The 13238-nt window shown below is 58.3% G+C and carries 11 protein-coding genes; 1 reads left to right on the top strand and 10 read right to left on the bottom strand.

Translation table 11 applies throughout. From position 1 onward, the window contains the following. Position 1 precedes the first annotated feature (1 nt). The 10 genes from O1V65_RS04765 to ssuD all read right to left on the bottom strand — a co-directional run bounded on the left by O1V65_RS04765 (position 2) and on the right by ssuD (position 11949). The gene (locus O1V65_RS04765; RefSeq protein ID WP_269130229.1) at positions 2-1219 is read right to left on the bottom strand and encodes an SfnB family sulfur acquisition oxidoreductase; all 1218 of its coding nucleotides are present in this window, start codon (positions 1217-1219) and stop codon (positions 2-4) included. Between the two features lie 10 nt (positions 1220-1229). Then, complete coding sequence (locus O1V65_RS04760; protein ID WP_084912227.1) at positions 1230-2438, bottom strand: acyl-CoA dehydrogenase family protein; 1209 nt, start codon at positions 2436-2438, stop codon at positions 1230-1232. Next, positions 2431-3891 (bottom strand): MFS transporter, encoded by a 1461-nt coding sequence (locus O1V65_RS04755; protein ID WP_165429166.1) that lies wholly within the window; start codon positions 3889-3891, stop codon positions 2431-2433. Before O1V65_RS04755 ends, O1V65_RS04760 begins: the two co-directional genes overlap by 8 nt. Positions 3892-4100: 209 nt before the next feature. After that, positions 4101-4976: a MetQ/NlpA family ABC transporter substrate-binding protein gene (locus O1V65_RS04750; RefSeq protein WP_269130228.1), complete on the bottom strand. Its 876-nt coding sequence runs from the start codon at positions 4974-4976 to the stop codon at positions 4101-4103. Next, complete coding sequence (locus O1V65_RS04745) at positions 4973-5677, bottom strand: methionine ABC transporter permease (RefSeq protein WP_017490567.1); 705 nt, start codon at positions 5675-5677, stop codon at positions 4973-4975. The genes O1V65_RS04750 and O1V65_RS04745 overlap by 4 nt, the downstream gene beginning before the upstream one ends. Beyond that, entirely contained in the window at positions 5674-6696 is a 1023-nt protein-coding gene (locus O1V65_RS04740) for a methionine ABC transporter ATP-binding protein (RefSeq protein ID WP_165429165.1), read from the bottom strand. Before O1V65_RS04740 ends, O1V65_RS04745 begins: the two co-directional genes overlap by 4 nt. Beyond that, entirely contained in the window at positions 6693-8102 is a 1410-nt protein-coding gene (locus O1V65_RS04735) for an LLM class flavin-dependent oxidoreductase (RefSeq protein WP_026110355.1), read from the bottom strand. The genes O1V65_RS04740 and O1V65_RS04735 overlap by 4 nt, the downstream gene beginning before the upstream one ends. Positions 8103-8254: 152 nt before the next feature. Next, complete coding sequence (locus tag O1V65_RS04730; protein ID WP_269130227.1) at positions 8255-9670, bottom strand: FAD/NAD(P)-binding protein; 1416 nt, start codon at positions 9668-9670, stop codon at positions 8255-8257. After that, positions 9663-10766 carry a dimethylsulfone monooxygenase SfnG gene (gene sfnG / locus O1V65_RS04725; protein WP_269130226.1) on the bottom strand — a complete coding sequence of 368 codons (1104 nt, stop codon included), beginning with the start codon at positions 10764-10766 and terminating at the stop codon, positions 9663-9665. The genes O1V65_RS04730 and sfnG overlap by 8 nt, the downstream gene beginning before the upstream one ends. 10 nt (positions 10767-10776) lie before the next feature. Next, positions 10777-11949 (bottom strand): FMNH2-dependent alkanesulfonate monooxygenase, encoded by a 1173-nt coding sequence (gene ssuD, locus O1V65_RS04720; protein WP_017490562.1) that lies wholly within the window; start codon positions 11947-11949, stop codon positions 10777-10779. A gap of 272 nt (positions 11950-12221) precedes the next feature. Here ssuD and O1V65_RS04715 point away from each other — a divergent pair, with 272 nt between their 5' ends. Then, on the top strand, positions 12222-13232 hold the full coding sequence (locus O1V65_RS04715; protein WP_269130511.1) for a sigma 54-interacting transcriptional regulator: 1011 nt from the start codon (positions 12222-12224) through the stop codon (positions 13230-13232). Positions 13233-13238: the final 6 nt, after the last annotated feature.

Below are 13238 nucleotides of genomic sequence, written 5' to 3'. Positions count from 1 at the left end.
CTTATATCCAGGCGTGTCGCACAGGGAAAATACCGTTAAGGTAATAATTGCCGATGGCGTGATTCTTCCAGCGCACCGGGTCGTGCAGCGTGTGTGTCCGCGCGTTGCGCCAGTGGCGGTCCAGTCCGTGCTGGCTAAGCGTTGCCCTGCTGCCGCCCCACTCCAGCAACTTTTCGCTCGCCTTGAGCGCAATCGCCGTGGTCAACACTTTGGCTTCGGCAACGGCGATAGAAGCGCGGGCCGCCGTGGCGGCATCGAGGTGGGCAGGGTTAATCTCGTCCAGAACCCTGGCGGCACGTTTAAGCAGCGCCTCAGCCGCCAGCAGTTCAACGTAAATGCGGCCCACGTCGGCCTGCAGCTGAGTGTCATCGGCGTTACGGTCGACGCCAGCGTCTATCCAGGGCCTCGACTGCTCAAGAATAAATTTACGAGCGTCTTCAAACGCACCGCGCGCGATACCGGCGTCGATGGCCGCCTGAATCAGCTGCGAAACCGGTCCGCGTAGTGAAGGTTTATCGGTGGCGGGCACTTCGACCAGCCATTTCGGGTCGACCAACACCTCGTGCAGACGCACCGTGCCGCTGGCGGTGGTTCGTTGCCCTACGCCGGACCAGTCGTCGATAATCTCGAGACCCTCGGCCGGACGCGGAATAAACGCCAGCACCGCCTTGCCGTGGTCGTCTATCGCGGTAGTCACCACGATGTGAGCAAACAGTGCGCCAGTGGAGTAAAACTTCTCGCCGGTCAGGCGTGGCCCGTCGGGAGACTGACGCAGGCGAGCCAGTACCTCACGGGTATGCCGCGTATTCTTTTCCGGGCCGCCGTTGCCGAAACGATGCCCAGTCACCACCTTGTTGAACAAGGCGGCTTTTTGCTCATGCGACGCCTCATCGCGCAGATATTGAATGAGGCCAAAATGGTTCTGCGGAATCTGTCCCAGAGAGGGATCTGCGGCGGAAATCAGCCGGAAAACCTCTGCCACGGTACGATAAGACAATCCGCCGCCGCCAAACTCGCGCGGCACGGAGATACTGCCCAGCCCCAGACGGCTGAACAACGACAGCGCCTCCAGCGGATAAAGGCGTTCACGGTCGCGCACTACCGCGTCAACGGCAGCAAGTTCGGCGACCGCGCGGGCCGCCTTAAGCGCCTGCCGTTCGTCGGTGATTACCGCCGCCGCTTCGGGGGCGCGCCAAAGGTTTTCTTCCTTGAGGGTCATTAGGCTCTCCTCACTCACCGTTGCCAATTTGCCAAATAAACGTCGGTTCATTTCCGTTAACCTCCCAATCGCCGACGTTACGCGATTTATAGATAACCGGATTGTGGGAAGACACCGTACGTGCGTTTCGCCAGTGGCGGTCTAGTGCCTTAGAAGTACGCGTATCGGATGCACCGAGTGCGTTAAACAGCTCGGTGGCGGCACGCGTCACCAGATCGGTGGCAATCACCTGCGCTTTGGCAGAGTCGACCTCGGCCTTTACGTTAGCCTGCTGAATTGCCGCTTCGTCGCCGCTGTCGTGCAGCTCATAAGCCTGTTGCAGTGCCTGAGTCGCCTGCTGAACGGTGGCATCAACCGCATAGGCCCAGCTGGAAATCTGCCCGACGACCTGCAACACCTGCACGTCCTGCTTCACCAGGTTGGCGTTGCTGTGGCTGTAGATGCGCTTGCGGTTGGCGACGCCCTGCGCCACGTCGCGGGTGATCGCACGGCCAATACCCGCCAGCGTTGACAGCAACACGTGCTGATAAAACGCCGTCTGATAACGGAAACGTTCGCTGAAGTCATAGACGTGTGGGGCCTCCACCTTCGCCTGCTCAAAACGCGTGGTGCCGCTGCCGGTCAGGCGCTGACCGAAACCGTCCCAGTCGTCCTCACGCTGTACGCCCGTCTGATGGGTGTTCACCAGCGCAATCACGTCACGACCGTTGTCACCGCGCTGGGCGTAGACGTCAATCCAGTCGGCATACAGCGTGCCGGTGCTGTAAAACTTGTGGCCGTTGAGCGTCCAGCCGTTTTCGCTCGGTGACACCTTGGTGACCACTTCACCGAGCTTGAGATTGCCGATTTCGGTCCAACCGCTGCCCACCAGCTCACCGTCGGTAAAGCGGCGGAACCAGCGTTTTCGCTCTTCGCTGTCGGGCTGATTAAGTCTGTCTTCCACGAAGGCAAAATGCGCCCGCAGCGCCTGCGGCAGGTTGGAATCCGCCTCGGCAAGTTCGGTCAGCAGTTGAAACAGCTGCGGCAACGTAGCGCCGAAACCACCCTCTTCGACAGGAATACGCAGCGTGCCGAAGCCAGCCTCTTTTAGCCAGCGGATCGGCTCTACGGCAAGCTGGCGGTCCAGCTCACGCTCGACGGCCCCTTCGGCGATGCGGGTAAATATCGGACGGAAACGGGCCGCCAGGGTTTGATAGTCAGTCGTCAGTTGCTTAGGCATGGTGTTCTCCGTTTTCAGAATGGTCATCAATATCGCGACGAGTCGGCTCAAAGCGGACTACCAGCAAGAATACGATGGGCAGGATGGCGCTCAGGGAGACAATCCAGAACATGTTGGTACCGAATGAAGCCTGAAGGATCGGCAGAATAAACAGCGCCAGAGCACTGCCGATGCCCGACAGCGAGCGGCTGAAACCCACGCCGGTCGCGCGAACGTGCGTAGGATAAGACAGCGCCGGATAGATCATTATCTGCGCGCCCGGACCAAAGCCTTCGGCAAACAGCCACAGGCCGAGCATCAGAATGGCGAAGATGACGCCAACCAGCGCCGTCGGATGACCAATCAGCGCCAGTGAAATCAGGGCGATAAATTGCAGGGCAAAACCGGCAATCGCCACGTGGCGCGACGGGAATTTCCACGCCAGACGCATCCCGAGCAGCCCGCCGGTAAAGGCGAACAGCGCATTCAGGCCCAGCGAGGCAGAGATGGTTTCAAACACGCCCGCGCCGAGGAACTGCGCCAAAATTGACGGCAGGAAGAAAGCAATCGCGGTGTATTCAAACGAGACACAGACGTTCATCACGCCGGAGACCAAAGTCCGTTCACGGTAAGGCTTCTGGAAAAGCACGCGGAAGCTGACCTTCGGCGGCGCTTTCTTCTGTTCCTGAGCGACAGATTTATCTTCATGAGCGGTGATACCGTAAGAGTCGCGCAGGATACGTGCAGCACCGCTGAGGTCACCCTGATTGGCCGCCCACAGCGGGGATTCGTTCATAAATTTACTGCGCACGGCAATAATCAGCAGTGCAGGCACCGCGCCGAACAGCAGCGACGCACGCCACAGCCAGTCGATGTGCTCCTTTGGCAGCACAAAATAGAGGCCAAAAATGATCAGGAAGCACACCGACGAGGCCGCGTACCACATCGGGCACCAGGCGGCCAGCCTTGAGGCTTTATTGGCTTTACCGGTAAATTTAGAGAACTCGGCCAGATAGGCCATCGCTACCGGCAGGTCGATACCTACCCCGACCCCCATCAGGAAGCGCGCGCCAATCAGCACCCAGACGTTAGGTGCCAGACCGGCAGCGATCGCCGATACCACGAAGAACAGCATATCGGCCATGAATACCGAATAACGGCCGTACTTATCGGTTAACCAACCGCCCAGCAGGTTACCAACGATAGTGCCAATCATGATGGAAGAAGTGACCAGGCCGGTCAGCGTCGGCGTAAGGCCGAAGTCTTTGACCACATCATCGATGCCGTATGACAGCGTGGTCAGATCATAGGCATCAAGAAACACCCCGCCCAGCGCAAGGAAAACGATAAAGCGCGCGTAGGTATTTTTTTTCGAACTGTTGTTAATCAGTTTAGCGACGTCGCCAACCGATCCTATCGGTGTTGAATGGGACGGCGGCGAAGCAACGCCGTCGTCAATGTTAATCGTGCTCATAGAACCCTCGTGTTTTTTATTGTGCAGACCAATGTCGATAACAGTGGCAGGTGATAACACGAGTTATAAAGTGCAAAGAGAGGAATAACAAACAACAAATATGGATAACAAATTCAATATTATCAATAAGTTAATAAGTTATTTTGCAGGCAGCGCAAAAACCGGGTTAGCGTTAAGCGAACCCGGTCAATGACCCGAAATGCTGGGACTTATTGTGCGGAAACAGGCACTAAAACGTCTCTCACCAGAGGGTCATGGGTCTCTTTTAGCCACTGCTGCACGCGAGGGTCGGCGAAAGCCTTCTTCAGCTTGACGATATTTTCGTCATCCAGATAAGGTGTGCCGATCACCAGCTGCGAGGCGAAGGTTTTCGGTGCAGGAGGGAACAGAATGCCCTTCTCGCGTGGGACTTTACCGGCGTCAAACTGCGAAACGTAGCCGATGGCGGCATCCACAGAATTCAGTGCCCGCGGCATGGTCAGCAAATCCAACTCTTTGAATATAAAGTGATGCGGATTTTCTTTAATGTCCGACAGCTTGGCGGTGCGCGGTTCAACGTTCGGGTCCAGACCAATCAGGCCAATTCGCTGCAACAGCCACAGGGCCTGCCCCTGATTCGCGCCGTCGTTAGGCACGACGATCACCGCCCCCTGAGGTAAATCCGCAATCGAATGATATTTATCTGAGTAAATGCCAAACGCCCATTGGAACAGCGGCTCGGTCGGGGTAAGGGCAAACTTGTTGGCATCGACCACCTGTTTCAGCCACCACTGATGCTGATAAACCGTTGCCGCATACTGCCCGTCTGCTACCGCCCTGTCGGCCTGCACGGGATCCTGAAGCCCTTCGGCAATGATCTTGATGCCATAGTCCGGCGCAATATTTTGCGCGACGTACTCGATTAGCTTCTGTTCACCGGCCATCGCAGGCTCGAAGTGCACCTTAAGCGTGGTGCCGAAGGTCACCGCGTGACGCTGTTGCGAAGCAAAATGCCAGCCCACGGCGGCAACAACGATAACCACAACCCCGAGCACGATCCACGGCCACGTTTTTTTCTTTTTAATTTCAAAATCCTGCTGCGTCATGATGAATGTGTACCCTTTGCGTGTTGAAGAGAGGCAACCAGTCGATCGCCAATAAATTGGATCAGTTGAATGGTGACAATAAGCACAATAATGGTGGCTATCATGATGTGGTTATCGAAGCGCTGATAGCCGTAAACCACGGCCAGATAGCCGATACCGCCCGCGCCGATGGTGCCCGCGATGGCCGAATATTCAATCATGGAAATCAGGTTCAGCACGATACCCGCCACAATCGCAGGCAGCGCCTCGCTGATTTGTGCCCGGGTGATTATCTGCCACGTAGAGCCTCCCGACACCAGCCCGACCGCCGTGACGTCGGCCGGGAGTTCGCGCAGTGCGTTCTCCACCAGACGCGCAAAGAACGGCGTCCCCGCGACAATCATCGGGATCACCGCCGCAGGCGTGCCGATGGTGGTACCGGTGAGCCAGAAGGTGAACGGGATAATCGCCGCCATCAGTACCAGAAAGGGCAGCGAACGGCCCATATTGACCAGCCAGCTGAGGGCATGATTCAGGCTGGCGTGGGGAAACAGTCCGCGCTTCGAAGTGTTGAACAACACCACGCCGAGCAAACCGCCGAGCGTAACCACAAACAGCATCACGATGCCGACCATCAGCCAGGTTTGCAGGTAGGCCGGCACCATCAGAGTATGAATCTGGCTCCACGGCGTGTCCTGACTCAGCACGTCTACAGGTTTCATACCGCCTCCTGTAGCGCGGCGCGAGTCTGAATAATTTCTGAATTGATGCCAAGTCGATACAGCTGTTGAATCAGCGTCTGGGTGTCGAGCGGACGCTGAGTAAAGCGCACCGCGACCTGCATCCTTCCCGCCAGCCGTTCACCGACCTTCTCGACGTGCGCGGCCAATACGTCAACCTGCAACGGATACTGCTGGCTGAGCTGGCTTATCCAGTCGGTCGCCAACGGCCGGTCACCGTAGCTCAGTTGCAGCACCAGCTCCCCGTCGGCCTCTGTCGGGCGCAGCGGGAAAAGCTGTTGGCCCAGACGCGACTCCGGTTGCGCCAGCAGGTGCTGGAGCGACCCCTGCTGCAACAGCCTGCCATCGCGAATTTCGGCCACCGCGTCGGCCGCGCTGCGCACGACGTCCATCTCGTGCGTTATCAACACAATCGCCAGCCCAAACTGGTCGCGCAGCTGTTTCAGCAGGCTCAGAATCGACGCAGTGGACTCGGGATCGAGCCCCGAGGTCGCCTCGTCCGCCAGCAACACCGACGGCTTGAGCGCCAGCGCACGGGCGATGCCCACCCGCTGACGCTGACCGCCGGAAAGCTGGGAGGGAAAATGGTGCGCCTTGTCCTCAAGGCCGACGCTTTCGAGCAGCTGGCCGACGTGTTTTTTGATGTCGCGCGGCACGACGCCAAGCCACTCAAGCGGCAGCGCGATATTGTCCCAGGCGGTTTTACGTTGCAGCAGCGCCGAGGACTGAAAAACCGTGCCTATCGCGCGACGTTCACGGCGCAGCGCCTCGCCAGACAGCCGAGACAGGTCTTTACCGTTAACGCGAATGCTGCCTGACGTCGGTTTTTCCAACAGGCTGATGCACTTTGCCAGCGTGGATTTCCCCGCACCGCTCGGTCCGACCACGGCGGTTATCGAGGCCGAAGGCACGGTGAGAGAAATCCCTTTTAGCACCTCGATGTTTTTGCCCTTGGCCGCCGGTGCCGGATAGTGCTTATGCAGATTATCGATTTCAATCATGATTCCGCCGCTCCCTCAGGCTGGGCTTGTTTCTCGGCGCGGTGACGATAACCGGTGCCGGGGTGCGGAACCTGCAAACGCGGCCCCTGATTGAACAGCTTTTCGCGCAGCGTCCCTTGCTGATAGTCCTTCTTGTAGGCGCCGCGCTTTTGCAACTCAGGAACCAGCAGGTCCACAACGTCGGTGAAAGTTTCGTGGGTCACGGCATAAGCCAGATTGAAGCCGTCGACGTCTGTCTCTTCGACCCAGCTTTGCAGCTCGTCGGCCACCGTCTCGGCGCTGCCGACGATGAGTGGACCAAAACCGCCGATGCCGACCCAGTCGGCCAGCCCCTGCACCGTCCACTGACGGTTTGGATCAGCGGTCGAGAAAGTTTCTACCGCCGACTGAATGGCGTTGGTGTGCAAGTGTTTCAGCACCTGGTCGGGTTGATATTGACCAAAGTCGATGCCCGTCCAGCCCGAAATCAGCGCCAATGCCCCCTCATAGCTGACATAGCTTTTGTATTCCTGCCATTTGGCCTGCGCCTGGAGGTCGGTCTCGCCGACGATCACCGTTTGCAAATTGAAAATGAGAATTTTGCGCGGATCTCGCCCCGCTTCGGCGGCGCGGCGGCGGATATCGGCGACGGTCTTCTTCAGCAGTACCTTGGACGGTACGGCCACGAACACGCATTCGGCATGCTCGGCGGCAAACTGTTTGCCACGGCTCGACGCGCCCGCCTGATAGAGCACCGGCGTGCGCTGTGGCGAGGGTTCGCACAGGTGAATACCGGGAACCTGGAAGAAGGTGCCCTGATGGTTAATAGGATGAATTTTGCTCGGATCGCTGAAGATGCCGCGCTCGCGGTCGCGCAGCACCGCGCCCTCCTCCCAGCTGCCTTCGAGCAGCTTGTAAACCACCTGCAAATATTCGTCGGCGTAGTCGTAGCGCGCATCGTGATCGGTCTGTGCCTTATAGCCGATATTGCGTGCGCCGCTCTCAAGATAAGAGGTCACGATATTCCAGCCCACCCGGCCTTTGGTCAGATGGTCCAGCGTCGAAAGACGGCGTGCAAAAGGATAAGGATGCTCAAACGACAGCGACGCCGTCAGACCAAATCCAAGATGTTCGGTGACCAGCGCCATCGGCGTAATAAGCGCCAGCGGATCGTTAACCGGTACCTGCGTCGCATTACGAATGGCCGCGTCGTTGTTGCCGTTGAGCACGTCATACACGCCCAGCACGTCGGCGATAAAAAGGCCGTCAAACTTGCCGCGTTCGAGCAGGCGAGCGAGATCGGTCCAATATTCCAAATCCTTGTACTGCCATGAACGATCGCGCGGATGGGCCCAGAGACCGGGAGACTGGTGGCCAACACAGTTCATATCAAAAGCGTTTAGGCGAATTTCACGCTGCGATGACACCGTGTTTTGTGAAGATAAATTGTTTTGTGAAGACAGATCTTTTTGTGAAGACATAGCGTACTCCCTGGGCGAGAGAGGCAGCGTCCGCTGCCTGAATCAGCCGTGATTGTGGTCATTAAAATCAGAAAAAAATCAGAAAAATAAGCAACTGCTCAGAGGGTTTTCAGTGAAGCCGGACATCGTCCCGCCTGAGGAAATGAGGCCGTGTCTAACAGACTACGCGCCAGCGTTTCGGCGTGTTCTGCAACCTGCGGCAGGCCCATCAGCTCACCAAAGCGGCCACGCGCGGCCGGGCCGACCACGTATAAATGCGGGTTGGCGTTGCCGTGAATATTCAGCGTCTGTGACTGGGCGTTCACCCAGATGCCCAGCGCCAGCGGATCGGCCTGAATGGCTCCCTGCGTCGCCAGTTGGCTAAGCAACGCATCGCTGCTCAGCAGCGCGCCATGCGCAGGACCGGTGGTAACAATAATTTTATCCACCGTCAGAGACTCAGGCGTGGCACCGCGCGGCTGTAGCGTCAGCGTGATTCGCCCTTGGTTGTCTTCGGCCTTGACCAACCGCGCGGCCTTCACCGTCAATCGTCCGTCGTCCTGAAGCTGTTCCAGCACCGCACTGACCTGCGGCGCGATGCGGTAGCGGTGCACGTCCCACCATGGACGAAGATGGCGCAGGAAACGCTGTTGCTCTTTCAGCGAAAACTGCTGCCACAGGCGCTGGCCGTTGCTGCGAATATCATCCAGCACCAGCTGCCACGGCAGATTCAGCGCGGCGGCGGCTTTAATTTCATCACGGACACGCCGTAGCCAACCACGCGCGGTGGCAGCCTGCGGACGCGAATAGTCCAGCGCACGCGGCGCAAACTGTCCGCTGAGGTTCGGACGCGGCAGCTGCCCACGACGCGAAAATGCTGTGATTTCACCGCGATGCCCCTGCCGATGCAGAGAGGCCACCACGTCAGACATGGTGAGCCCGCTGCCGATAATCGCCACGCGGTCCGTGGGCACGACGCCCGCCAGCGCGTCAACCCGCCACGGGTTAGCGACCAGCGCGCGCGAATGCGTTAAATGTTTCAGCAACGAAGGCAATGCCGGAGGCGGGTGGCTGATGGCCAGCACCACGTCATCCGCCCGATAGCCTTGGCCTGAGGCGGTGATCACCGCGCCGTTTTCCAATGCAACGGCGCGGTCACGCACGTGGTGCAGTTTCACCGCTGAGGACGCGGCGGCAAGGCGGTAAAGCTCGTTGAGGTAGGCACCAAACTGGGCGCGCTGCGGATACAGCTTGCCGTCGTGCCAGCGGACCTCTGCGTCAATTTGACAGGCAGGCGAGGCACGGAACCAGCGGTCGAAATCACCCTCTTCGGCGGCCGAAAGATGCATGCGTTCAGCCGGAACGTTGATGCGGTGCGAAGGGTCACGGGTGCCATAGGCAACGCCGCGTCCCAACTGCTCGCGCGGTTCGATAACCGTCACCTTCAGGCCAGCGTGGCCGCTGCGCGCAAGATGAATCGCCAGCGCGGTGCCGGAAAAACCGCCGCCGACGATAACGATATGCCGCTCAGCCATGACTCAGCTCCGGCTGTTGCTGACGCTCAAGCTCGCGCACCAGCGGAATAACCTCACGGCCAAAGAACTCCACCTCTTCCTGAAAATGCAGGAAGCCCAGCAGCATCAGGCTCACACCGGCTTTTTTCAGCGCAATAATACGTTCAGCAATCTGGCGCGGCGTGCCGATCAGATTGGTTTTGAAGCCGTCATTGTACTGCACCAGGTCTTCGAGGGTAGATTTCGCCCAGTTGCCCTCACCTTCCGGCGACGCGCTACCTGCGTTTTTCGCCTCATGCTGGAAGCCTTTTACCGCGTGAGGATTGGCCTGCGCGACGATGTCTTGCAGCACTTGCTGCGCCTGTTGTTCCGTATCGCGGGCAATCACAAAGCCGTTGACGCCAATCTTCACCTGATGCTGGTTGGCGGCCGCCTTGAGCTGAATATCCTCAACCTGCTGGCGAATACCTTCAACGCTGTTGCCGTTAGTGAAGTACCAGTCGGAAACGCGGGCCGCCATGTCGCGTGCCGCGCGAGAGCTGCCGCCCTGGAAAATCTCCGGCAGCGGATTAAGCGGCTTCGGTTTCATCACATAGTCGCGAAAACGGTAGAAATCACCGGCGAAGTTAAAGCTCTCCTCCTGCCAGATACCACGCAGGCAGCGGATGAACTCTTCAGAACGCAGATAGCGCTCCTCGTGGTCCAGCCAAGGCTCACCGATGGCCTTGAACTCGCCGCGAAACCAGCCGCTGACGATATTCACCGCGATGCGGGCGTTGGTCAGATGGCTAATAGTGGCTATTTGCTTGGCCGCCAGCGTCGGATTCCACGGCCCCGGCAGCAGCGCGGCAATCACCTTGAGTTTCTCGGTCGCGCCCAGCAGGCCGTGGGAGAAACTGACCGACTCATGCTGGTTGTCTGCGCCATAACCGGCGGTGAAACGAATCTGCGTCAGCGCGTAGTCGAACCCGGCGCGCTCGGCAATCTGTGCCAGTTTGCGGTTGTACTCGAAGTCCCAGCCGGTGCGTTGATCAATATTGCTGATGACCAGCCCGCCGGAGACGTTAGGCACCCAATAGGCAAACTGAATCGGTTGTTCAAGAGAAGATTGGCTCATGGGATTTTCCTTAGCTTGCGCTAGTCTGCTTCACGGGACGACGGTCGCCGCCGATGGTTTCGCCAAAAGGTCCGGTATTCACGGTGCGCTGACGCTTTTCGGCGTTCGAGGCTAACGGCAGCAGCGGCATCACCAGCTCGGCAAAGCGATGCGCCTCTTCGAGGTGCGGATAGCCGGAGAAAATAAAGTTTTCGATGCCCAGCGCCTGATATTCGCGAATGCGTTCCGCAACCTGCTGCGGATTGCCCACCAAGGCGGTACCGGCACCGCCGCGCACCAGCCCCACGCCCGCCCAGAGATTCGGCCCAATGCGCAGTGAATCGCGTGAACCGCCGTGCAGTGCACTCATGCGGGCCTGTCCGGTGGAGTCCATCCGCGCGAAGATTTTCTGCGCGGCGGCAATCGTGTCTTCATCCAGATGCGCGATAAGTCGGTCGGCGGCGGCCCAGGCCTCCTCCTCGGTTTCACGCACGATCACGTGCAGACGGATCCCGTAGCTGAGTGTACGACCACGCTCTTCGGCACGCTGGCGCACCACGGCCAGTTTCTCGGCCACCTGCTCCACCGGCTCGCCCCAGGTGAGATAGGTATCAATCTGATTGGCCGCCACGTCGATAGCTTCTTCGGAAGAGCCGCCGAAATAGAGCGGTGGACCGTCCTGCTGGACCGGAGGGAACAGCACCTCGGCGCCTTCCACCCGAATATGCTCGCCGTGGAAATCGACCTTTTCGCCCTTCAGCAGGCGTGAATACACCTCAAGAAACTCTTTCGTTACCTTGTAGCGCTCGCCGTGGCTGAGGAAAATGCCGTCGCCTTTGTTCTCAACGGGATCGCCGCCGGTCACCACGTTAATCAGCAATCTTCCCTCGGAAAGCCGGTCAAGCGTGGCCGCCATGCGTGCCGCCAGCGTAGGCGGCTGTAGGCCTGGGCGCACCGCCACCAGATAACGCAGCTTTTTGGTGATAGGTGCCAGCGCGGAGGCGACCAGCCAGGAATCTTCACAGCTTTTTCCGGTCGGGATCAGCACGCCGTAGTAGCCGAGATTATCGGCGGCGAGTGCCACCTGTTGCAGGTAAGGCAAGTCGACCGGGCGGCCGCCTTCGGTGGTGCCAAGATAACGGCCGTCTCCGTGGGTCGGCAAAAACCAGAATACGTTGATGTTTTCCTGCGCTGATTCACTCATTATCCATTTCCTATATAACGATATCTGAATTTATTAGATACAAATTCACAGTTTGGTTATAAATAGAATTGCAGGAAGTGTGCCACTTCGCAGAAAATTTATTTTTATTACATTTCAATTATTTATAAACATTCCCTCTCGAATAATTTGCTGCATTTGCAACAATCGCTGTGCCTGCGCTGCTGCAAATGCAGCAATTTGACTTTTGGGCCCCTCGCCGAACCGCTTTCAGGGCGGTATTGTTTGCTTCCCTCTCACCTCAGGAGTGAATGATGCAGAATCATGGCCCAACGCTTATCGATCCCGCCTCGATTGCCTTTCAAAGCGTGCTCGACCGCCTCGCGCCAACCGACGCCACGGTATTGATAGTCGGTGAAACCGGTACCGGTAAAGAGGGAGTTGCTCGCTATTTACATCATCACAGCCCGCGTCGACAGCAGCCGTTTCTGGCGGTGAACTGCGGCGCACTGACCGAAAGTCTGGCGGAGTCGGAGCTGTTCGGGCATGAGAAAGGCGCTTTTACCGGCGCACGCGAGCGCCATCAGGGCTGGTTTGAGGCCGCCGAGGGCGGCACGCTGCTGCTGGATGAGATTGGCGAGCTGAGTCTGCCGCTACAGGTAAAACTGCTGCGCGTGTTACAGGAGCGCGAAGTCACGCGGGTCGGGTCACATCGCGCCGTAAAAGTGAATGTGCGGGTCATTGCCGCCACCCACGTCGACCTGAAGGGCAAACGCGTTGCGCTTAACAAAGGCTCAGACGTTAACTACTTACTGGTCGCGGCGCTGGAAAAGGCCGGGCTGAGCTACAAGGACATCAAGCCGGTGTATCTGGTGCCGGGCGACGCTCGCGCCGCCTTCCAGAGTGGCGATATCGACGCCTGGGTTATCTGGGACCCGTTCCTGGCTGAGGTAGAAACCAACGCCAAGGCACGAGAAGTGCAGAACGCCGAAGGTCTTGTGCCGCACTACACCTTCTTCCTCGCCAGTCGTAAATTTGCCGACACCTATCCGCAAACCGCTGAAAAACTGGTTACCGAGCTTAAGGCCACCAGTGACTGGGCAAATCAGCATCACGATGAGACGGCGGAGATCCTGTCGAAATCAACCGGTCTGGCGAAAAACATCTGGGCAAAAGCGTTAGCAAGAATGCCTTATGACGCGCAGCGTATGACTCCAGCAGTATTCAAGAGTCAACAGGTGTTAGCGGATAAATTCACCCAGGTTGGCCTGCTGCCGACCCCCGTTAATGTCAGTAGCGCGACCTGGTCATTGGACAAACACTGATAGCAA

Origin of the sequence: Rouxiella badensis, from assembly GCF_026967515.2 — a bacterium.
Taxonomy (GTDB): domain Bacteria; phylum Pseudomonadota; class Gammaproteobacteria; order Enterobacterales; family Enterobacteriaceae; genus Rouxiella; species Rouxiella badensis.
The sequence above is the reverse complement of the archived record's forward strand: the minus strand, read 5'-3'. Positions and strand labels throughout refer to the sequence as shown.

What these genes read in the sequence shown, in the direction of transcription:
- sfnG (WP_269130226.1), bottom strand. Translation starts at nt 10,766, where the DNA reads ATGAGCCAATCTTCTCTTGAACAACCGATTCAGTTTGCCTATTGGGTG.
- ssuD (WP_017490562.1), bottom strand. Translation starts at nt 11,949, where the DNA reads ATGAGTGAATCAGCGCAGGAAAACATCAACGTATTCTGGTTTTTGCCG.
- O1V65_RS04760 (WP_084912227.1), bottom strand. Translation starts at nt 2,438, where the DNA reads ATGCCTAAGCAACTGACGACTGACTATCAAACCCTGGCGGCCCGTTTC.
- O1V65_RS04755 (WP_165429166.1), bottom strand. Translation starts at nt 3,891, where the DNA reads ATGAGCACGATTAACATTGACGACGGCGTTGCTTCGCCGCCGTCCCAT.
- O1V65_RS04765 (WP_269130229.1), bottom strand. Translation starts at nt 1,219, where the DNA reads ATGACCCTCAAGGAAGAAAACCTTTGGCGCGCCCCCGAAGCGGCGGCG.
- O1V65_RS04750 (WP_269130228.1), bottom strand. Translation starts at nt 4,976, where the DNA reads ATGACGCAGCAGGATTTTGAAATTAAAAAGAAAAAAACGTGGCCGTGG.
- O1V65_RS04730 (WP_269130227.1), bottom strand. Translation starts at nt 9,670, where the DNA reads ATGGCTGAGCGGCATATCGTTATCGTCGGCGGCGGTTTTTCCGGCACC.
- O1V65_RS04745 (WP_017490567.1), bottom strand. Translation starts at nt 5,677, where the DNA reads ATGAAACCTGTAGACGTGCTGAGTCAGGACACGCCGTGGAGCCAGATT.
- O1V65_RS04740 (WP_165429165.1), bottom strand. Translation starts at nt 6,696, where the DNA reads ATGATTGAAATCGATAATCTGCATAAGCACTATCCGGCACCGGCGGCC.
- O1V65_RS04715 (WP_269130511.1), top strand. Translation starts at nt 12,222, where the DNA reads ATGCAGAATCATGGCCCAACGCTTATCGATCCCGCCTCGATTGCCTTT.